Below are 20,475 nucleotides of genomic sequence, written 5' to 3' on the forward strand. Positions count from 1 at the left end.
GTGGAAGTTTATACCACCGAAGAACAACAGGTTGAGGTCATCAAGAGCTGGTGGAAAGAGAACGGAACCTCGGTGATCGCAGGAACTGTTATCGGTCTGGTTGGACTCTTTGGCTGGCGCTACTACAACGAGCATCAGCAGACCAGCCAGGAGACCGCCTCCCAGGCTTACAACGAGATGTCTGCCCAGCTGGCCAAGGGCGATGCCGCCGGCTTCGAGCAGGCGCAAAGCTTCATCAGCGCCCACAAGGGTGACTCCTATGCCGAACTGGCTGCCCTGCAGCTGGCCGCCGCCGCCGTCAAGGCCGGCAAGCTGGATCTGGCCGTCGAGCAGCTGACCCAGGTGGCCACCAGCGGTGACGAGAGCATCCGTCCCATCGCCGCCCTGCGTCTGGCCCGGGTTCTGAACGATCAGGGCAAGGCTGACGAGGCGCTGGCCCAGCTTGGCAAGATCAACAACGATGCCTTCAAGGCCCAGGTTGCGGAAGTACGCGGCGACGTGCTGCTCAAACAGGGCAAGGCCGAAGAGGCGCGCGATGCCTATCAGGCGGCGGCCGATGCCGGCGGCCTGCAGGGCAGCGCCGAGCTCAAGCTGAAAATGGACGATCTGGCGTTGCCAGCGGTGACCACGGGTGAGGCTCCGGATGCGTAATCTGTTCAAGATGGTGGTGTTGGGGGCTGCGGTCTCCTTCGCCCTGCAGGGGTGCTCCCTGTTCAGTTCGGAAGAGGATCTCAACCCGATGGCGCCGCTGCCCAAGGTCGAGTCCGCCTTCACGGCCGATACCAGCTGGTCCTCCTCGGTGGGTGACGGCATCGGCGACTTCTACTCCCAGCTCAAGCCGGTGGTGGAAGAGGAGCGCATCTATGCCGCCGCTCGCGATGGCGACGTGACCGCCTTTGACCGCGAAAGCGGCAAGGAGCTGTGGAGCGTGGATCTGGCTGACCTGCCGATCAACGCCGACAAGCGCAGCGCCCGCCTCTCCGGTGGCCTGGTATCCCGTTACGGCAAGTTGTTCCTGGGTTCCGAGAACGGGGTGGTGTACGCCCTGAACCAGGAGAACGGCGAAGTGCTGTGGCAGACTTCGGTGCCGGGTGAAGTGGTGGCGAGCCCTGCCGTCGAGGATGGTCGGGTGGTGGTGCTGACCACCTCGGGCCGCCTGGTGGCGCTCGATACCGATGAAGGCAAGCTGCAGTGGACCCTGGCGGAAGAACAGCCGCCGTTGACCCTGCGCAGCGCCGGTGCCCCCATCATCACCAACGGCGCCGTGCTGTACGGCCGCGCCGATGGCAAGGTGGGCATCGCCCTGCTCAGCAACGGTCAGCCGGTGCGCCAGTCCAAGGTCGCCGACCCGCGCGGTGCCACCGAGCTGGATCGGATGGTCGACGTGGATGCCACCCCGCTGATCGCCGGCGATGAGCTCTATGCCATCGCCTATAATGGCCAGCTGATGGCGCGCAAGCTGATGACCGGTGACGAGGTATGGAAGCGCAAGTATTCCGGCTACCGCGACATGGCGGTGACCGGCAATGCCATCGTGCTGACCGACAGCCGCAGCCACCTGTTTGCGGTCGACCGTCGCAATGGTCTCGAGCTGTGGTCCAATACCCAGCTGGAAAACCGCACCGTGACCGCCCCCGTCATCCTGGGTGACTATGTGGTGGTCGGCGATGTGGAAGGTTACCTGTATTGGCTGGATCGTACCGACGGTACCATCAAGGCCATGCAGCAGCTCGACAGCAGTGGTCTGTACGCCGCCCCTCTGGTGGACGGTGACACCCTGTATGTGCAGAGCCGTGGCGGCAAGTTGTACGCTATCAAGCGTCCCTGATCGCCCGTCAATCTGAATATCCGGCTCCTGGTCTTCGGACCCGGAGCCTTTGTCGTCTTGAGAATGAGGCTTTTATGACTCCTGTAGTAGCCCTGGTGGGCCGCCCCAACGTGGGGAAATCCACCCTGTTTAACCGCCTGACCCGTACCCGGGATGCCCTGGTGGCTGACTTCCCCGGTCTGACCCGGGACCGCAAGTACGGCCAGGCGAAGTTGGGCGAGCTGGAATTTATCGTGGTGGATACCGGCGGTATCGATGGCACCGAAGAAGGGATCGAGCTGAAGATGGCCGAACAGTCCCTGCTGGCCATCGAAGAAGCGGACGTGGTGCTGTTCATGGTGGATGCCCGTGCCGGTTTGACCGCGGCGGATCAGGCCATCGCCGAGCACCTGCGCAAGACCCACAAGAAGGTGTTTCTGGTGGCCAACAAGACCGACGGCATCGACGGTGATTCTGCCGTGTCCGAGTTCTACGGTCTGGCTCTGGGCGAGGTCTACCAGATGGCGGCCGCCCACGGTCGCGGCGTACTGAGCCTGCTGGAGCTGGCGCTGGCCCCCCATCTGGAGACCCTGGTCGACGCCGCCACACAAGAAACCGCGCAGGATGAGGAAGATGAGGAAGAAGAGGACTTCGACGAAGAAGCCCTGCTGCGCATGGTGGCTGCCGGTGAACTCGACACCAAGGAAGACACCAAGGAGACGCCGTTCGCCGACCTGCCCATCAAGTTTGCCATCGTCGGTCGCCCCAACGTCGGCAAGTCCACCCTGACCAACCGCATGCTGGGTGAAGATCGGGTCATCGTCTATGACATGCCGGGCACTACGCGCGACTCCGTCTACATCCCGATGGAGCGTGACGAGCAGAAGTACGTCATCATCGACACCGCCGGCGTGCGTCGTCGCGGCAAGGTGCACGAGACGGTGGAGAAGTTCTCCGTCATCAAGACCCTCAAGGCGATTGAAGATGCCAACGTCTGCCTGCTGGTGATCGACGCCCAGGAGACCATCACCGATCAGGACTTGAGCATCCTCGGTTTCGTGCTCAACACCGGCCGCTCCGTGGTACTGGTGGTGAACAAGTGGGATGGGCTGGATCAGAAGGTGAAAGAGGACGTCAAGAACGAGCTTGATCGTCGTCTGGGCTTCATCGACTTCGCCCGCGTGCACTTCATCTCCGCCCTGCACGGCAGCGGGGTGGGCCACCTGTTCGAATCCATTCAGGAGGCTTACCAGTCCGCCACCCGCCGTACCAGCACCGCCATGCTGACCCGCATCATGCAGATGGCGCAGGAAGACCACCAGCCGCCGATGGTGAATGGTCGCCGGGTCAAGCTCAAATATGCCCACGCCGGTGGCTACAACCCGCCGCGCATCGTGATCCACGGCAACCAGCTCAATGACTTGCCGGATTCCTACAAGCGCTACCTCATCAACTACTTCCGCAAGTCGCTGAAGATCATGGGGACGCCGGTCCGGGTCGAGTTCCAGGAGTCTGCCAACCCGTTCGAGGGCAAGAAAAATACCCTGACCCTGAGCCAGGAGCGTCAACGCAAGCGCCTGCTCAAGGCCAAAGCCAAGAAATAAGGCCCAGCGGCTGCCCTCACCGGCAGCCGTTTTTTCTGGGGCCAGGGGAGGGGAATGTGCAGTGGGCCGACCCACTGCACATTCACTTTGCAAGGAGCCAACCATGAGCCACCTTCACTGCCCTGCCTGTCAGGGCGAGCTGGACAGTCGCAGCCGCGAGACCACCTGCAGCCAGTGCCAGGCCCGTTTCCAGATCCGGGCCCTCTGCCCGACCTGCCGGCAGGAGCTGGAGCGGCTCAAGGCCTGCGGCGCGGTGGATTACTTCTGCAATCACTGCAACAGCCTGGTATCGAAGCGGGCAGTGATCTTTGAGGTGAGCCCGCAGGCGGGGAATTGAGGCGATAAAAAACCCGGCGATTGCCGGGTTTATGCTGTGTGTTCTGCTATCAGCAAGGTGAAGGAGCGGTTTCGGCGCCATATCTTGCGTTTGATGTCATTGAGCTTGAGTTTGCGTCTGGGGCTCCAGCCGCACTTTGCTTTTCTGACCAGTGTCGTTCTTCTGCGAGCTCGCATCTTGGTCTCCTCCCATTGGGTGGCCATCCCGGCCTTGGGTGATGATGGGAGCCTATCTGAAAGTGCTGTCATCCCAAGTGCAAGTGGATGAAATAGCGCGATAAAAACAGTTTCGGATAGGCTCCGGTATGGTCGGATGGTAACAGAGAAACCACCCGAAAAACAAACCTGTCAACAAGGGATCAGCGCAGGGTGATCTGCTTGACCACTTCGGCGATGACGGTGGGGCGTTCGGCATTGGGCGGCTCGCTGCTGTCGTCATCGTCCAGCTCTTCGCGGCGGTGGGCTTTCTGCTGCTCGTTGTCGAGCCAGAGCAGGCTCTGGTAGTACTGGCGCACGTTGTTGACGTAGTTGCGCGCCTCGCCGCCGCGGGCATAGCCGTAGCGTACCTTGCGATGCCAGCGCGACTGTTGCAGCAGCGGCAGCACCTCTTTCACGTCGCTCCAGGCATCGGGATTCTTGCCGAGCTCCTTGGTCAGGCGGCGGGCATCCATCATGTGGCCGTAACCGATGTTGTAGGCGGTGAGGGCAAACCACACCTTCTCGTCATCGGGCACCGAGGCGGGCACCTTCTCCATCATCTGCTCCAGATAACGGGCGCCGCCCTTGATGCTCTCCTCCGGGTGCAGCCGGTTGTTGACCCCCATCGCCTTGGCGGTGGGCTCGGTCAGCATCATCATGCCGCGCACCCCGGTGTAGGAGCGCGCCTCCGGATCCCAATGGGACTCCTGATAGCTGATGGCGGCCAGCAGGCGCCAGTCCACCACGTTGGCGTGGGTCTTGAACAGATCCTGATACTTAGGCAGCAGGCTCTTGGCCCGCTGCAGGAAGGTGCGGGTGTCGACGAAGTCGAAATTCTGCACGTGGCCGAAGTACTTCTCGTCGAGCTTGGCGATGGCGCCGTCCATGAAGCGCTGGCCGAAGAAGTCGATGATGCTGGCGTAGAGGCTGTCGTCCGGCAGCTTGGTCATGGCCCAGGCCACGGTCTGGTTCTTGGCCAGGGTCATCCCTTCGGTGAGCTCTGGGTAGTAGCGCTGGGTGCGGGCCAGCACGGTATCCTGCACCACCGTGTAGTCAATCTTGCCGTCGGCCACCTGTTTGAGCAGCTCCTCCACGTCGGCATCCCGATTGGTGCTCCACTTCAGGTTGGGGTACTGCTTGGCGAGCTCCTTGAGCAGGTCTTCGCCGGTGGAACCGGCCGGCACCACTATGTTGCCCTTGAGATCGCCGATGTCCTTGGGCTTGGGAGAGCCGTTGCGATAGACCAGCTTGGGGGAGACCTGGTAGAAGCCGGGGCCGAAGCGAAACAGCTGGCGCCGCTCCGGGGTGACCACGATGGCGGCGGCAGCCAGATCCAGCTTGCCTTTTCTCAGCAGTTCCACCAGTTCGGCGGTGGAGTAGACCGGCACTATGGTCAGCTTGACCCCCAGCCAGTCGGCATAACTCTGCGCCAGCTCGTAATCGAACCCCTGGGCGGTGTCGTCACGCTGGTAATAAGAGGTGGGGCCGTAGATGGTGCCAACCCGGATCTCGCCTCGCTGGCGGATCTGCTCCAGCTGGCTGGAGGGGGTGTAGAAGTCGCAACCGACCAGGGTCAGCAGCAACGTCAGCCCGATAAACAGTCGAAAAATGCAGCGCAAGTAGGTGAGTACCCTTGTTGAAAAAATCGGCATTTGTCAAAAAAGAGGCACCTTTATACCAGAGAGTGTGCACCGAGTCACACTGGGCAAAACAAGAAAAACGTTTGTCCGGCATGGGCCTGATCCCTATAATACGCGCGTCTCAATTCCCCCCCACTTCAACACTTGGTGAGAAAGGTCATATGGATATCTTGCGTGGTGCCCCCGCACTGTCTGAGTTTCGTGTCCAAAAACTGCTGCAACGCTTCGCGCAGATGAAACAGGAGAGAGGAGTAGAGATAGAGGATGTCTATGCCGAATACGTGCACTTTGCCGAGCTCTCGAGCCCGCTGTCGCCCCCGGAGCGAGCGACCTTGGGCCAGCTCCTGCGCTACGGCCCGACCATCCCCGAACACACCCCCAGCGGTCAGCTGTTTCTCGTTACCCCCCGCCCCGGCACTATCTCCCCCTGGTCTTCCAAAGCAACCGACATCGCCCACAACTGCGGCCTGAATCAGGTCAAGCGGCTCGAACGCGGCATCGCCTATTACGTGCAGGCCAAGGGTGAGCTGAGCGCCGCCCAGCGCGCCGCCGTGGCCGCCGTGCTGCACGATCGCATGATGGAGACGGTGTTTGGCGAGATGAACGAGGCAGCCGCCCTGTTTGTCCATCACGAACCGCGCCCCTTCACCCAGGTGGATGTGCTGGGCGGTGGTCGCGCCGCGCTGGCCGAGGCCAACGTGGCGCTCGGTCTGGCGCTGGCCGACGACGAGATAGACTACCTGGTGGAGAATTTCACCCGGCTGGGTCGCAACCCCAACGACATCGAGCTCTACATGTTTGCCCAGGCAAACTCCGAGCACTGCCGCCACAAGATCTTCAACGCCGACTGGACCATCGACGGTGAGCAGCAGCCCAAGTCGCTGTTCAAGATGATCAAGAACACCTTCGAGCAGACGCCGGATCATGTCCTGTCTGCCTATAAAGACAACGCCGCGGTGATGGAAGGGAGCCAGGGTGGCCGCTTCTTCCCAAGCCCAGCCAGCGGCGAGTATCACTACCATCAGGAGCGCGTCGACATCCTGATGAAGGTGGAGACCCACAACCACCCGACTGCCATCTCCCCCTTCCCGGGCGCCGCCACCGGCTCCGGCGGTGAAATTCGCGATGAGGGGGCCACTGGTCGCGGTGCCAAGCCCAAGGCGGGTCTGGTGGGCTTCTCGGTCTCCAACTTGCGTATCCCCGGCTTCGAACAGCCCTGGGAGCAGGATTTCGGCAAGCCGAGCCGCATTGTCAGCGCGTTTGACATCATGCAGGAGGGACCGCTCGGCGGCGCCGCCTTCAACAACGAGTTCGGCCGTCCGGCCATTCTCGGCTACTTCCGTACCTTCGAAGAGCAGGTGCCGAGCCACAACGGCGTCGAGGTGCGTGGCTACCACAAGCCCATCATGCTGGCGGGCGGTATCGGCAACATCCGTAGCGAGCACGTCCAGAAAGGGGAGATCCCGGTGGGGGCGGCCCTCATCGTGCTGGGCGGCCCGGCCATGAACATCGGTCTGGGCGGTGGTGCGGCATCCTCCATGGCTTCCGGCCAGTCGGCAGAAGATCTCGACTTTGCCTCGGTGCAGCGTGACAACCCCGAGATGGAGCGCCGTTGCCAGGAGGTGATCGACCGCTGCTGGCAGCTCGGGGACGACAACCCCATCGTCTTCATCCACGACGTGGGGGCGGGCGGTCTCTCCAACGCCATGCCGGAGCTGGTGAGCGACGGCGATCGCGGCGGTCGTTTCTCCTTGCGCGCCATTCCGAACGACGAGCCGGGCATGAGCCCGCTCGAGATCTGGTGCAACGAATCCCAGGAGCGTTACGTACTGGCGGTGGCCCAGGAGAAGCTGCCGCTGTTCAAGGCGCTGTGCGAGCGCGAGCGCGCACCCTATGCCGTCATCGGCAGCGCCACCGAAGAGAAGCATCTCACTCTCTCGGATGAGCACTTTGACAACCACCCCATCGACCTGCCGCTGGACGTGCTGCTGGGCAAGACTCCCAAGATGCACCGCGAGGTTGCAAGCCTGCCGGCGCAGGGCAAGCCGCTGGCGCTCGATGGCATCACCCTGGGTGAGGCTGCCGAGCGGGTGCTGCGTCTGCCCACCGTGGCGGAGAAGTCCTTCCTCATCACCATCGGCGATCGCAGCGTAACGGGCCTCGTCAACCGCGACCAGATGGTCGGCCCCTGGCAGATCCCGGTGGCTGACTGCGCCGTCACCGCCGCCACCTACGACAGCTACCACGGCGAAGCCATGTCGATGGGCGAGCGCACCCCGGTGGCGCTGCTCTCCCACGCCGCCTCCGCTCGCATGGCGGTGGCGGAAGCGCTCACCAACCTGGCGCCGGCCCACATCGGCTCGCTCAAGCGGGTCAAGCTCTCCGCCAACTGGATGGCCGCCGCCGGTCACCCGGGCGAAGATGCCGGCCTCTACGAGGCTGTCAAAGCGGTGGGTGAGGAGCTCTGCCCGGCCCTTGGCATCACCATCCCGGTGGGCAAGGACTCCATGTCCATGAAGACCCGCTGGCAGCAGGATGGCAAGGAGCACAGCGTCACCTCGCCGCTCTCCCTGCTCATCTCGGCCTTTGCCCGGGTCGAGGATGTGCGCAACACCGTCACGCCGCAACTGCGTACCGATCTCGGTGAGACCGACCTTATCCTTATCGACCTTGGCAACGGCAAGCAGCGTCTCGGCGCCTCTGCCCTGGCCCAGGTCTATCGCCAGCTGGGTGACAAGGCACCGGATCTGGACAACCCGGTCCAGCTCAAGGGCTTCTTCAACGCCATCCAGGCGCTGGTGAGCGATCGCAAACTCGTCGCCTACCACGACCGCTCCGACGGCGGCCTATTTGTCACCCTGGTGGAGATGGCCTTCGCCGGTCACTGTGGTCTCGACCTGCAGCTGGATCGCATCGGCGGCGAGCTGTTGCCGGCCCTGTTCAACGAAGAGCTGGGCGCCGTCATCCAGGTGCGCCGTGAAGACAAGGAAGCGGTGATGACCCTGCTGGCCGGTCACGGTCTGGCGGCTTGCTCCCACGTGCTTGGCACGGTGCGCGAGGGGGATCTCATCACCCTGCAGCGGGCCGGTCAGGAGGTCTATCGCGCCAGCCGCACTGCCCTGCGTACCATCTGGGGCGAGACCAGCTGGCAGATGCAGCGCCTGCGCGACAACCCGGAGTGCGCGGATCAGGAGCATGCCGCCCGTCAGGACGCAGCCGATCCTGGCTTGCAGGCCAAGCTCAGCTACCACCCGGCCGAGGATGTGGCTGCACCCTACATTGCCCGCGGGGTCTCCCCCCGTCTGGCGGTGCTGCGCGAGCAGGGGGTCAACTCCCACGTGGAGATGGCGGCGGCGTTTGACCGCGCCGGCTTTGCGGCGGTGGACGTGCACATGAGCGACATCCTCGAGGGGCGCATCAAGCTGGATGCGTTCCAGAGCCTGGTGGCCTGTGGCGGCTTCTCCTACGGCGACGTGCTGGGGGCGGGCGAAGGCTGGGCCAAATCCATCCTGTTCAACGACGGTGCCCGCGAGCAGTTCCAGCGCTTCTTCGAGCGCGGCGACACCCTCTCCCTGGGTGTGTGCAACGGTTGCCAGATGATGTCCAACCTGCGCGAGCTGATCCCGGGTGCCGATCTGTGGCCGCGCTTCGTGCGCAACCGCTCCGAGCGCTTCGAGGCCCGCTTCAGCCTGGTGGAAGTGCAGGACTCCCCGTCGGCCTTCTTCGCCGGCATGGCAGGCTCGGTGATGCCGATTGCCGTCTCCCACGGGGAAGGGCGAGTGGAGGTGCGGGATGCCGCTCACCTGGCTGCGCTGCAACAGAGTGGGCTGGTGGGGCTGCGTTTCGTCGACAACCGCGGTCAGGTGACCGAGCAGTACCCGGCCAACCCGAACGGCGCACCGGCGGGTATCACCGCGGTGACCACCACCGACGGTCGCGCCACCATCATGATGCCGCACCCGGAGCGGGTGTTCCGCACCGTGGCCAACTCCTGGCACCCGGACAACTGGGGCGAGGACGGCGCCTGGATGCGGATGTTCCGCAACGCCCGGGTACGCCTGGGTTAAACGCGAATCGCAAACAAAAAACCGGCCCTTGTGGCCGGTTTTTTTATGGCGGCTTGCTCGCTAGAACTGGCCGTGGCCCAGCTCATGGGGGGTAAAATCCCCGCGATCGAGGATGCGCAGGCAGGCATCCACCACCGCTGCATCCAGCTTGCTGCCGCGCAGTTCGATGATGTGAGCCCTGGCCTGGGGAATGCCGAGGGCGGCGCGGTAGGGACGATCGGAGGACATGGATTCCACGATGTCGGCCACCGTGAGGATGCGGGCCTCCAGCAGGATCTGCTCGCCCTTGAGCCCCGCCGGGTAGCCGGAGCCGTCGATGAACTCGTGGTGCTGGTGGATCATCTGGGCGACGGGCCAGGGCAGGGCGATGTCCTTGAGCACCTGATAGCCGGCGCCCGGGTGCTCCTTGACCAGGTTGAACTCCTGCGGGGTCAGCCGGCCCGGTTTGGTGAGGATGTCGAGTGGCACCTGGATCTTGCCGATATCGTGCACCATGGCCCCCAGATAGAGCCCCCGCAGCCGCTTCTCGTCCAGCTTCAGCTCACGGCCGATGGCCAGCGCCAGGGTGGCGACATGCTTCTGGTGGCCGGCGGTGTAGGGATCGCGCTGCTCCAGCACGGCGGCAATGGCACCGAGGGCATCTTCCAGCGCCAGCTCCAGCTGGCGGGCGTGCAGCACCTTGTCGCGCTGGGCAGTGAGATAGGCCTGCTGGGTCGCGCGGGCCTGCAGGCCGTAGGCGAGGTAGTCCGCCAGCTGGCTGAAGAGGTGCACCTCCTCGTCGGTGAAGGGGCGGGCCTGTTCACTGTGAATGAGCAGGCCGCCATGCCCGCCGGCGTGCCACTGCAGCGGCAGCAGCAGACGGGCGCGCAGGGTGGCCGAGTGGTGCACCAGCGCGCTGGCCAAGGCTTCGTTGCACGGCGTCCCGGTGCCGATGGCCTGATGCAGGGCGGGATCCCGGGTCAGCCAGTCGTCGCTGGCAAACCAGACCGCGTTGCCCGCCTGCGCCAGCACCTGCAGGGTGTGCTGGTCACTGTTTTCCTGTAGCACGGTGACGAGGGGAAAGCGGCCGTCGAAGGTGATGGCGTCGCAGATCTCCTGCAGCAGGGTCTGCTCATCATCCTGCTTGAGCATGGCGTGGTGGGCGCGGCCGATGGCCTCCAGGGTCCAGGTGTACTGCTGCAACCGCTCCTGCTGCTGTTTCTTCTCGGTGATGTCGTCGAAGAAGACGCCGACCCCGACCACCTGGCCCAGCTCGTCGTGCAGAGGAAACTTGGTGGTGCTGAGCCAGCGGGCCTCGCCCCCCTTCAAATAGGGCTCTTCGTGGCGCTGGGTGGTGCCGCTGGCCATGACCCTCAGATCGTCATCCCGGTAGCGCTTGGCCAGCTCGGCCGGGAAGAAGTCGGCATCGCACTTGCCGACCAGATCGGCCGGGGTGAGGGCGAGATCGTCTGCCAGCAGCCGGTTGCAGGCGATGAAGACGGAGCGGATGTCTTTGAGCAGCACCCGATAAGGCAGCTGATCCATCACCTGGCCAAGCAGGGCTGCCGTGGGCAGCGGGGGAAAGGGCGGTGCGGGTCTTGAACTCATGTCATCCTGCCTCGGTCAAAGGGGGGCAAAGCGATAACCCGCCTGCCACACGGCGAAGCAGGCGCTGACCACCTGCTCGTCGTAATGGACGCCGGCATAGCGGGTCAGTTCGGCAAAGGCCTCGGTGAGGGACATGGCTCGCCGGAACGGGCGGTGGGCCGTCATGGCGGCGAGCGAATCGGCCACCCGGATGATGCGCGCTTCCTGCGAGATGGCATCCCCCTGCAGCCCCTGCGGATAACCGCTGCCGTCCAGGTTCTCATGGTGCTGCTGCACGATGGCGGTGATGGGCCAGGGGAAGTCTATCTGCTGCAGGATTTCACAGCCCGCCTGCGGGTGCTGCTTGATGAGCTCGAACTCCACCTCCCTCAGTGCGCGGGGGCGGGTGAGGATCTCCGCCGGGATCTGCAACAGGCCGATGTTGTGCACCATGGCGGCGAGGCCCAGCCCGTCGAGGCGTTCTTGGGAGAGTTGCAGATGCTGGCCGATGGCCAGTGCGAGATCGTGCACACGCCGCTCGTGGCCCGCGGTGCCGGGATCCTTGTGGGCGATGGCGGAGGAGAGTGCCGCTATGGTCTGGAACAGCAGGGTGCGTTGTTGCTGCTCGCTCTCCTTGATATGGGTGATGTCGACCAGGGCGCCGATGATGCCGGCCACCTCACCTTGATGGTCGTAGAAGAGATCCTTGAAGTTGAGCACCTGATAGCGGTGGCCGCTGCGATCAAACAGGGTGTGCTCGAAATATTGCGGCTGCCTGCTGCGCAGCACCTCCAAGTCGCGCTGGGTGTATTCGTCGGCCATCTCGGGGGGGAGGATCTCGTCCACCCGCTTGCCCTGCAGCTCGGCCTTGCTGATGCCGGTGATCTGGGTGAAGGTCGGGTTGCAGCTGATGAAGCGCCCCTCGACATCCTTGTAGAACACCGGGATGGGGATCGCCTTGAGCAGGGATTCGTTGAAGCGCTGCATGTCGACCAGCTCCGCCTGCTGGCGCAGGGCCAGCTGCTCGCTGTCCCGGCACAGCTGGATGGCGCGGGCCAGGTTGCCGAGGATGGGGCTGAACAGGTGACAGAGCTGCTCTCCCTGCTGTTCCGCATTGGGGGAGAGCAGCAGCATCAGATAGCCCCCCTCGATCCGCAGCCGATAGGCAAACGGGTAGGGGCGCGAGCCTGGCAACGGCAACGCTGCACGCAGGATGCACTGCTCGCCGTCGCTGACCCAGTGGGGCAGTGTGAGCGGCTCTCCCTGATGGCGAAGCAGCTGATCGTCGCCGATCGCCTTGATGATCTTGTACTCCCCCTGCGGCAACTGCTGCAGCACCAGCCCGACTGGGCAGGCGCAGTGAAACAGAAAGCGCTGCAGCACCTTGGTCAGCAGGGCATCCAGCGTGACCTCGCGGCCGATGCAGAGGGCGAGATCGCAGACGATGGCCATGGCGTGGTCGTTGTTCATCGTGTTCCCTCCCCGTTGCAGAGAATGGCGCCGTTGTGAAACAGCGGATAGTCCCCCGGCCGCAGGCTGCCAATCTCGCCAAGGGAGAGGGCGCCGACCAGCTGGTGGGCGCCGCTGTGAGTGAAGAGGGTCTCCAGCTCAAGCGCACTCTGCTCGCCGAAGTGTTGCTGACGGCCGGCGCAGTAGTAGATCTCGAGGCGCTCCGGCGCCCCGTGCCGGCTCAGTTTTTCGGCCAGCTCGATGGCGTGGGCGGTCGGGCTGTGCGGCGCCTTGAGCAGGGTGAGGATGCTGTGATCCGGCACTTCCCCGACGCAGAGCAGCGCCCCTTCGTCGGTGACGGCGACCGGGATGCGCACGATGACGTCGCCGTTGGCCCTCAGCAGCCCAAGCGGCAGGTGGACGCCGTACTGGTAGAACTGCGCTGGAGTCAGGCGCTGCTGGAACTGTTGCTGGACCAGGGACTGGTAGCGGCTGAAGGCGGGCTGCCAGTCGATGAAGGAGATCTTGTTGCCCTCGCTGCTGGTGGCCAGCATGGGCTGGGCGGTGAGCTGATAGCCGTGCTCGAGCAGGGGGTAGCTGCGATGGGGCAGCAGGGTGCAGCAGACCGCCTGTGCCAGCAGCCTGTGGTTGTCGAACAGGCAGGGCATGGGGCGAAACTGGCCACTGCCGGCATTGATACCGGCATAGTGGACCCTGTCCGCGAGATGCAGATAGATCCCCTCGAGGAGGGAGGCGATGTTGGGGATCATGGCATCGAAGGTCAGAAAGAGGGTCGGTATGCCTTCGGCTGGCGGCCACTGGGCAAGCTGGGGGGCGAGCGCGTCGCAGAGCCGACGGGCCTGCTCATCGGCGCTGGCGATGGGATCGAGCGGGATGAGCAGCGGGGCGTGGGAGGCCGGGCGCGGCAGCAGCCAGGCGCCGCGCTCATGAAAGCCGTGACGGCTGAGGAGGCGGGGAAAGAGAGCGCCGCTGAGTTGAATTTCGAGGTTCCGGCACTGCTGCTGCAGGTCGGCAACGTGTTCTGCATCCTGCTCGGCCAGCAAGACGTCGAGCCGCTGGCCACTATAGGAGCGCAGTGCATCAGCCAGTGGCTGCGCATCGAATGAATGAAACGCGGGCTGCATCATCGTTCGGAACTCCTTTCCTGCCAATCATCAATATATCAGCAAGGGGGACGCGGTGGATACCCGGTCGTGTCCGGCTGGCGGCCATAAGCCGTTATAAAGGCAGATAAATTTGAGACGGCTGGTCAGGCATCCCGCTTTGGGCAGATAAAAAAACCGGCCACTTGGGCCGGTTTTTGAGATGGAGTGAAATCAGTGCAGCACCACGTTCTGGAAGCCCTGCACCAGGCTGATGACCGGCTGGGGATAGAGACCCAGTGCCACCACCAGCGCGGCGGAGAGCAGCACCACCAGGCCACCGGAGGTGATGGCCCAGTCCCCCTTGGCGTCGCGCAGCTGCATGCCGGGTTCGCGCAGGTAGAGGGTGACCATGACCCGCAGGTAGTAGTAGAGACCCAGCGCACTGCCGAGCACGATGGCGCCGGAGAGCCACCACAGCTTCGCATCAACGGTCACCCCGATTAGGTAGAACTTGCCGATGAAGCCGAGCGTCATGGGGATACCGGCCAGCGAGAGCATCATCACGGTCAGCACGGCGGTCAGGTAGGGACGACGCCAGAACAGGCCGCGGTAGCTGTGCAGGGAGTCCGCATCCTTGCCGCGATAGGGGCTGGACATCATGCTGATGACGCCGAAGGCCCCCAGGCTGGTGAACAGATACATCAGCAGATAGACGCCGGCCGCTTCCACCGGCATCTGGCCGAGACGGCTCGCCACGATCACCGCCAGCAGGTAGCCGAAGTGGGAGATGGAGGAGTAACCCATCATCCGCTTGATGTTGGTCTGCAGCAGAGCCAGCAGGTTACCGATGACGATGGAGACCACCGCCATGGCGGCCAGCAGCCAGTGGATCATGGGATCCGCGGCGGCGGGCACCGCCAGGTAGAAGCGCAGCAGCACGCAGAACACCGCGATCTTGCTGACGGTGGCGAGGAAGGTGGCCACCGGTGCCGGCGCCCCTTCGTACACGTCCGGGGTCCAGAGATGGAACGGTGCCAGGGAGAGCTTGAAGGCAAAGCCGACCAGCATCAGACCCAGACCGCCCATCAGCAGCGGGTGGTGAGCCGGGGTAGTGGCCAGGGTCAGCCCCAGATCGCTGAAGCTCAGGCTGCCGGCCTGGGCATAGAGCAGCGCCATGCCGAACAGCAGGAAGGCGGTGGCGGCGGCGGAGAGCACCATGTACTTGATGCTGGCCTCCAGCGAGTGGCGCTCGCGATAGGCGTAGCCCACCAGACCGAACATCGGCAGGGTCAGCATCTCGATCCCGATGAACAGGGAGGCGAGGTGACGGGAGCCGGCCAGCACCAGTCCACCGGCGGTGGCGATCAGCAGCAGCAGGTAGAACTCTTCCCGGTTGTCCGGATAGCCCTTGAGCCAGGAGCGGCCGAAGGTACAGGTCGCCAGGGCGCCGATAAGCACCAGCCCCATGTAGAAGACGGCGTAGCCGTCTATCTGCAGCAGCGGGGTGACCCCCTGATCTCCTTGCGCCATCACGATGGGCAGGGAGAAGAGCGCCAGGTTGAGACCGGCGATGGTGACCACGAAGGCGGTGTCATCGCACCGTTTCCAGGCGATGGCTAGCATCAGGGCCACCATGGCCCCGGTTGTCAGCAACAGGGGCAGCAGGGCCAGCAGTTGCGAAGCGGTGAAGGTCATTGCAGTGCTCCTGTAATGGACAAGGAAGGCAACAGGGCCAGCGGTTTAACAGCGGTCACTCTCATTGCAATGCTCCTGCGAAGGGCAGGGCATACCAGTGCAGCACGCTCAGCAGGCTGTTGCCTGCGGTGTCGAGCACAGGTTGGGGATAGACACCGAGCAGCACCAGCAAGCCTGCGATGGTCATCATCATCACCAGTTCGCGGCTGTCGAGCCCCTTGAGGACGCTCTCGTCCTTGGGGGTACCGAAGCAGGCGCGCTGCAGCATGATGAGGGAGTAGACCGAGGCCAGCACCAGCCCGAAGGTGGCGATGATGGTGAGCACGGGGGCAACCTGGAAGCTGCCGATGAGGATCAGGAACTCGCCGACGAAGTTGCCGGTGCCCGGCATCCCCAGAGAGGCGACCGAGAAGAACAGCATCACGCCGGGCAGGTAGCGCAGACGACCCCACAGCCCACCCATCAGACGCAGGTCCCGGGTGTGCAGCCGCTCGTAGAGCTGACCGCACAGGATGAAGAGGCCAGCGGCGGAGAGGCCGTGGGCGATCATCTGTACCACGGCGCCCTGCAGGGCCAGCTCGCTGCCGGAGTAGATGGCGATCATCACGAAGCCCATGTGGGAGATGCTGGTGTAGGCCACCAGCCGCTTGATGTCGGTCTGGGCGAACGCCACGATGGCACCGTAGACGATGCCGATGAGACCCAGCACCATGGCGTAGGGGGCAAATTCGGCGGACGCCTCGGGGAACAGCGGCAGGGCGAAGCGCAGCAGACCGTAGGCGGCGGTTTTCAGCAGGATCCCCGCCAAGTCCACGGAACCCGCGGTCGGTGCCTGGCTGTGGGCATCCGGCAGCCAGCCATGCAGCGGTACCAGCGGCATCTTGACCGCGAAGGCGATGAAGAAGCCCAGCATCAGCAGCCACTGCACGCCCTTGCTCATCGGGGTGTTCAGCAAGTCCTGATAGTCAAAGGTGAACACGCCGGTGGCGGCATGGTGAGTCAGCACCAGGCCCAGGATGGCGACCAGCATGATGAGGCCGCTGACCTGGGTGTAGATGAAGAACTTGGTGGCGGCGTTGATCCGGGATTTGCCGTCGGTGACCGAGTGGCCCCACAGCGCAATCAGGAAGTACATCGGTACCAGCATCATCTCCCAGAAGAAGAAGAAGAGGAACAGATCCAGCGCCATGAAGACGCCGAGTACGCCACCCAAAATCCACAACAGGTTGAGGTGGAAAAAGCCGATGCGCTGCACGATTTCCTTCCAGGAACAGAGGATGGCCAGCACGCCGATGAAGCAAGTGAGGATCACCATCAACAGCGACAAGCCATCCACCGCCAGGTGCAATGAGATGCCGAAGCGGGGGATCCAGGGCAGTTGCAGTTCGGCGGCCCAGACGGGCACGCCGCCCTGGGCTGCCAGGGTGAAGTCACCGCTCCACCAGACGGCGCAGGAGAGCAGCAGGCAGGCGCTCATCGACAGCAGGGCGACCCAGCGTACGAAGTACTCGCCGAATCGCTCGGTCTGCCAACAGAGCAGACCGCCGATGAAGGGTATTAACAAGATCCAGAGTAAGGTCACGATATCAGCTCTCGTCTATGTTCTAGTCACTGTGCAGGCCCTTGGGCTTGCTGCGAGTTCAGGGGCTGCATCACGGGATCAGCCGAGCAGCAGCAGGGCCAGGATCAGGGCGGCGCCCATCCCCATGGAGGCTGCATACCAGCGCAACTTGCCGGAAACGGTCCAGGCCAACAGCTGGTGGCCACTCTGTGCCAGCCAGGCCGGCAGGTTCATCATCCAGTCCAGCGGATCCTTGCCGAGCAGTCGGGTCGCCAGCAGATACGGCTTGACCCACAGCTGATCGTAAAGCCAGTCAAAGCCCCAGGCATTGAACCAGAGAGTGCTGAGCAACTTGCCCGGCGCACTGTTGGCCACGCTGCTGGCCAGACGGCGCTCGCCCAGGAACAGGAAGGCAGCTAGGGCGATGCCGGCGATGGCGATGACGGCGGAGGCGATCTCCAGCCCATGGCGCCCCTCTTCGATGTGATCCCCCGGACCAGCCGGCAGTACCCCCGCCAGCGGCGGCACGATCAGGGCGCCGATACCGGTGGAGAGCACCAGCAGGACCAGCAGCGGCAGCTGATGGGCTAGGCCGTGACCGGCGTGAGCCTGGGTCTGCTCCTTGCCGTGGAAGGCGATGAAGATCAGGCGGAAGGTGTAGAGAGAGGTGAGGAAGGCACCACCCAGACCGGCCCACAGCAGGGCGCTCTGGCCGCTGGCCTGCACCTGCCACAGGATGGCGTCTTTACTGTAGAAACCGGCGGTCACCAGCGGCAGCGCGGCCAGGGCCGAGCCCCCCACCAGGAAGCAGGCATAGACCAGCGGCAGGCTCTTGCGCAGGCCCCCCATCTTGAAGATGTTCTGCTCGTGGTGGGTCGCGACGATCACGGCACCGGCGGAGAGGAACAGCAGCGCCTTGAAGAAGGCGTGGGTCATCAGGTGGAAGATGGCCCCTTCCCAGGCGCCAACACCGAGGGCCAGGAACATGTAGCCGATCTGGCTCATGGTGGAGTAAGCCAGGATCCGCTTGATGTCGGTTTGCACCAGGGCCGCAAAACCTGCCAGCACCAGGGTGATGGCACCGACCAGCGCCACCAGATGCAGGATCTCGGGGGCCAGCAGGAACAGACCGTGGGTACGGGCGATGAGATAGACACCGGCGGTCACCATGGTGGCCGCGTGGATCAGCGCCGAGACCGGAGTCGGGCCCGCCATCGCATCCGCCAGCCAGGTTTGCAGCGGCAGCTGGGCCGATTTGCCGACGGCGCCGCCAAGCAGCATCAGACAGGCAAACGACAGGGCAGGGGAACCCTCGGCAAACATCAGCGGTGCGCGTACCAGCAACTCGTGAATGTTGAGGGTACCCAGCTCCCGGTAGAGGACGAACAGGCCGATGGCGAGGAACACGTCGCCGACCCGGGTCACCACGAACGCCTTGAGGGCGGCGGCGCCGTTGGCCGGGTTGCGGTAGTAGAAGCCGATCAGCAGGTAGCTGCACAGACCCACGCCTTCCCAGCCGAGGTAAACGAACAGCAGGTCATCGGCCAGCACCAAGAACACCATGCTGGCGATGAACAGGTTGGTGTAGGTGAAGAAGCGTGAATAGCCCTCTTCTCCGCGCATGTACCAGGAGGCGAACAGGTGGATGAAGAAACCCACCCCGGTGACCACGCCGAGCATGGTCAGCGACAGGCCGTCCAGCGCCAGGCGGAAGGTCGGGGTGAATTCACCCACCGAGATCCACTGCCACAGGGTCTGGGTATAGACGCCGCCAGCTGGCATGGTGTTGAGAAAATCGATGCCGACCCACAGGGTAGTGAGGGCCGACAGCCCTATGCTGCCGACGCCGATGAGCGCAGCAGTACGCTCGCCGAAACGACCGATGGAGAAGGCCAGCACCAGCCATCCCAGCAGCGGAAAAAGAAAAGTCAGGTATAGGAGGCTCATCCGCGCATCTCGCTCACAGTGTCCACGTTCAGGGTGTGGTAACGACGATAGAGCAGCAGTAACAGGGCGAGGCCGATACTGGCCTCCGCTGCCGCCAGAGAAATCACCAGTATGTACATGATCTGGCCATCAGCCTGGGCCCAGCGGCTGCCAGCCACCACGAATGCCAGTGCCGACGCGTTCATCATGATCTCGATACTCATGAGGATAAACAGCAAGTTGCGACGTATCAGCAGGCCGCACAGGCCGATACAGAACAGCACGGCAGCCAGCAGCAGGCCGTGTTCCATCGGGATTCCGTTCATCATTGACCTCCTTCTTGAGACGGATGTGCCGAGGCTTTTGGCACGGAGAGCACTTCCCCGCTCTTGTCTTCACGGCCCAGGTGATAGGCGGTGACCAGACCCGCCAGCAGCAGGATGGAGGCAAGCTCCACCGCCAGCACGTAAGGACCGAACAGGGCGATGCCGACCGCTTTGGCACTGACGTCGGTCAGACCGAGTTCACCGCCGGTGACCCCGAGAATGCCGTAGGCCAGAAAACCCAGCAGAATGAGCGAAAGCAGGCCAGGGCCCACCCAGGTGGTGGGGGTGAGCCAGTTCTTCTCCTGATCCTGGGCCGAGCCCAGGTTCAGCATCATCACCACGAACACGAACAGCACCATGATGGCGCCCGCATAGACGATCACTTGCAGGGCACCCGCGAAGGAGGCGCCCAGGCAGAAGAAGATCATGGCCACGGCGATGAGGGAGATAATGAGATTGAGCAGCGCGTGCATCGGATTGCTGGTGCTGATCACCCGCAGCGTGCTGTAAATGGCGACCAGGGCCGCGGCATAGAATGCCAGTTCCATGATTGACTCCTCAGGGCAGCAGGCTCTTGACATCGATGGGCTTGGCTTCGTTCTCGGCATCCCCTTTCGGCTTGCCGTCGATGGCCATCCCGCTCATGCGGTAGAAGTTGTAATCCGGATACTTGCCGGGGCCGCTTATCAGCAGATCTTCCTTCTCGTACACCAGATCCTGGCGGCGGTACTCGCCCATCTCGAAATCCGGCGTCAGCTGGATGGCGGTGGTGGGGCAGGCCTCTTCGCACAGGCCGCAGAAGATGCAGCGGGAGAAGTTGATGCGAAAGAACTCCGGGTACCAGCGACCGTCTTCCCGCTCGGATTTCTGCAGCGAGATGCAGCCGACCGGGCAGGCCACCGCACACAGGTTGCAGGCCACGCAGCGCTCGTCGCCATCCGGATCGCGGGTCAGCACGATGCGGCCGCGATAGCGGGGCGCCGCATAGACGGCCTGTTCCGGATAGTTGAGGGTCTCGCGGGGGCTCCAGGCATGGGAGAACACCATCCCCAGGCTGCGCAATTGGGTGCCGACACCCTTGATGATGTTAATAATTTTCATAGTCGTGCCTCACTGCACATTCATCAGCACCACAGCCCGTACCGGCTGCATCCCGAGCGGGATGCAGGGCGGCGGGCAAGCAGACGTTCCAGC

15 protein-coding genes are annotated in these 20,475 nt (G+C 63.7%); 5 read left to right on the forward strand and 10 right to left on the reverse strand.

Annotation, left to right across the window (positions count from 1 at the left end; translation table 11 throughout):
* From ACPW75_RS06165 to ACPW75_RS06180, 4 genes are all read left to right on the forward strand, one after another.
* Positions 1-651, forward strand: a complete 651-nt coding sequence (locus ACPW75_RS06165) for a YfgM family protein (RefSeq protein ID WP_077096760.1) — start codon at positions 1-3, stop codon at positions 649-651.
* On the forward strand, positions 644-1,828 hold the full coding sequence (bamB, locus tag ACPW75_RS06170) for an outer membrane protein assembly factor BamB (RefSeq protein WP_024944077.1): 1,185 nt from the start codon (positions 644-646) through the stop codon (positions 1,826-1,828). Before ACPW75_RS06165 ends, bamB begins: the two co-directional genes overlap by 8 nt.
* 74 nt (positions 1,829-1,902) lie before the next feature.
* Complete coding sequence (gene der, locus ACPW75_RS06175; protein WP_077096762.1) at positions 1,903-3,411, forward strand: ribosome biogenesis GTPase Der; 1,509 nt, start codon at positions 1,903-1,905, stop codon at positions 3,409-3,411.
* Positions 3,412-3,514: 103 nt separating this feature from the next.
* Positions 3,515-3,748 carry a zinc ribbon domain-containing protein gene (locus tag ACPW75_RS06180; RefSeq protein WP_077096764.1) on the forward strand — a complete coding sequence of 78 codons (234 nt, stop codon included), beginning with the start codon at positions 3,515-3,517 and terminating at the stop codon, positions 3,746-3,748.
* A gap of 358 nt (positions 3,749-4,106) precedes the next feature.
* On the opposite strand, the gene mltF is transcribed toward ACPW75_RS06180, so the two are convergent.
* The gene (gene mltF / locus ACPW75_RS06185) at positions 4,107-5,597 is read right to left on the reverse strand and encodes a membrane-bound lytic murein transglycosylase MltF (RefSeq protein WP_077096766.1); all 1,491 of its coding nucleotides are present in this window, start codon (positions 5,595-5,597) and stop codon (positions 4,107-4,109) included.
* 149 nt (positions 5,598-5,746) lie between these two features.
* Between mltF and purL the strand changes: the two genes are divergently transcribed.
* A complete protein-coding gene (gene purL, locus ACPW75_RS06190; protein WP_264098114.1) occupies positions 5,747-9,652 on the forward strand; it encodes a phosphoribosylformylglycinamidine synthase in 3,906 nt (1,301 codons plus the stop codon).
* 60 nt (positions 9,653-9,712) lie between these two features.
* On the opposite strand, the gene ACPW75_RS06195 is transcribed toward purL, so the two are convergent.
* From ACPW75_RS06195 to nuoI, 9 genes are all read right to left on the reverse strand, one after another.
* Positions 9,713-11,239, reverse strand: coding sequence for an HD domain-containing phosphohydrolase (locus ACPW75_RS06195; RefSeq protein ID WP_077096740.1), 1,527 nt, complete (start codon positions 11,237-11,239; stop codon positions 9,713-9,715).
* A 15-nt stretch (positions 11,240-11,254) separates the two neighbouring features.
* Positions 11,255-12,688, reverse strand: coding sequence for an HD domain-containing phosphohydrolase (locus ACPW75_RS06200; protein ID WP_077096738.1), 1,434 nt, complete (start codon positions 12,686-12,688; stop codon positions 11,255-11,257).
* On the reverse strand, positions 12,685-13,815 hold the full coding sequence (locus tag ACPW75_RS06205) for an FIST signal transduction protein (protein ID WP_077096736.1): 1,131 nt from the start codon (positions 13,813-13,815) through the stop codon (positions 12,685-12,687). The genes ACPW75_RS06200 and ACPW75_RS06205 overlap by 4 nt, the downstream gene beginning before the upstream one ends.
* Positions 13,816-14,004: 189 nt before the next feature.
* Entirely contained in the window at positions 14,005-15,468 is a 1,464-nt protein-coding gene (nuoN, locus tag ACPW75_RS06210; RefSeq protein WP_017410206.1) for an NADH-quinone oxidoreductase subunit NuoN, read from the reverse strand.
* A gap of 61 nt (positions 15,469-15,529) precedes the next feature.
* Positions 15,530-17,050: an NADH-quinone oxidoreductase subunit M gene (gene nuoM, locus ACPW75_RS06215; protein ID WP_011705657.1), complete on the reverse strand. Its 1,521-nt coding sequence runs from the start codon at positions 17,048-17,050 to the stop codon at positions 15,530-15,532.
* Positions 17,051-17,128: 78 nt separating this feature from the next.
* The gene (nuoL, locus tag ACPW75_RS06220) at positions 17,129-18,976 is read right to left on the reverse strand and encodes an NADH-quinone oxidoreductase subunit L (RefSeq protein ID WP_077096734.1); all 1,848 of its coding nucleotides are present in this window, start codon (positions 18,974-18,976) and stop codon (positions 17,129-17,131) included.
* Positions 18,973-19,281, reverse strand: coding sequence for an NADH-quinone oxidoreductase subunit NuoK (gene nuoK / locus ACPW75_RS06225; protein WP_005299823.1), 309 nt, complete (start codon positions 19,279-19,281; stop codon positions 18,973-18,975). Before nuoK ends, nuoL begins: the two co-directional genes overlap by 4 nt.
* On the reverse strand, positions 19,281-19,829 hold the full coding sequence (nuoJ, locus tag ACPW75_RS06230) for an NADH-quinone oxidoreductase subunit J (RefSeq protein WP_011705659.1): 549 nt from the start codon (positions 19,827-19,829) through the stop codon (positions 19,281-19,283). The genes nuoK and nuoJ overlap by 1 nt, the downstream gene beginning before the upstream one ends.
* Before the next feature lie 10 nt (positions 19,830-19,839).
* Complete coding sequence (nuoI, locus tag ACPW75_RS06235) at positions 19,840-20,382, reverse strand: NADH-quinone oxidoreductase subunit NuoI (protein WP_011705660.1); 543 nt, start codon at positions 20,380-20,382, stop codon at positions 19,840-19,842.
* Positions 20,383-20,475 lie beyond the last annotated feature (93 nt).

Source organism: Aeromonas sp. FL131, from assembly GCF_049860615.1.
Taxonomy (GTDB): domain Bacteria; phylum Pseudomonadota; class Gammaproteobacteria; order Enterobacterales; family Aeromonadaceae; genus Aeromonas; species Aeromonas hydrophila.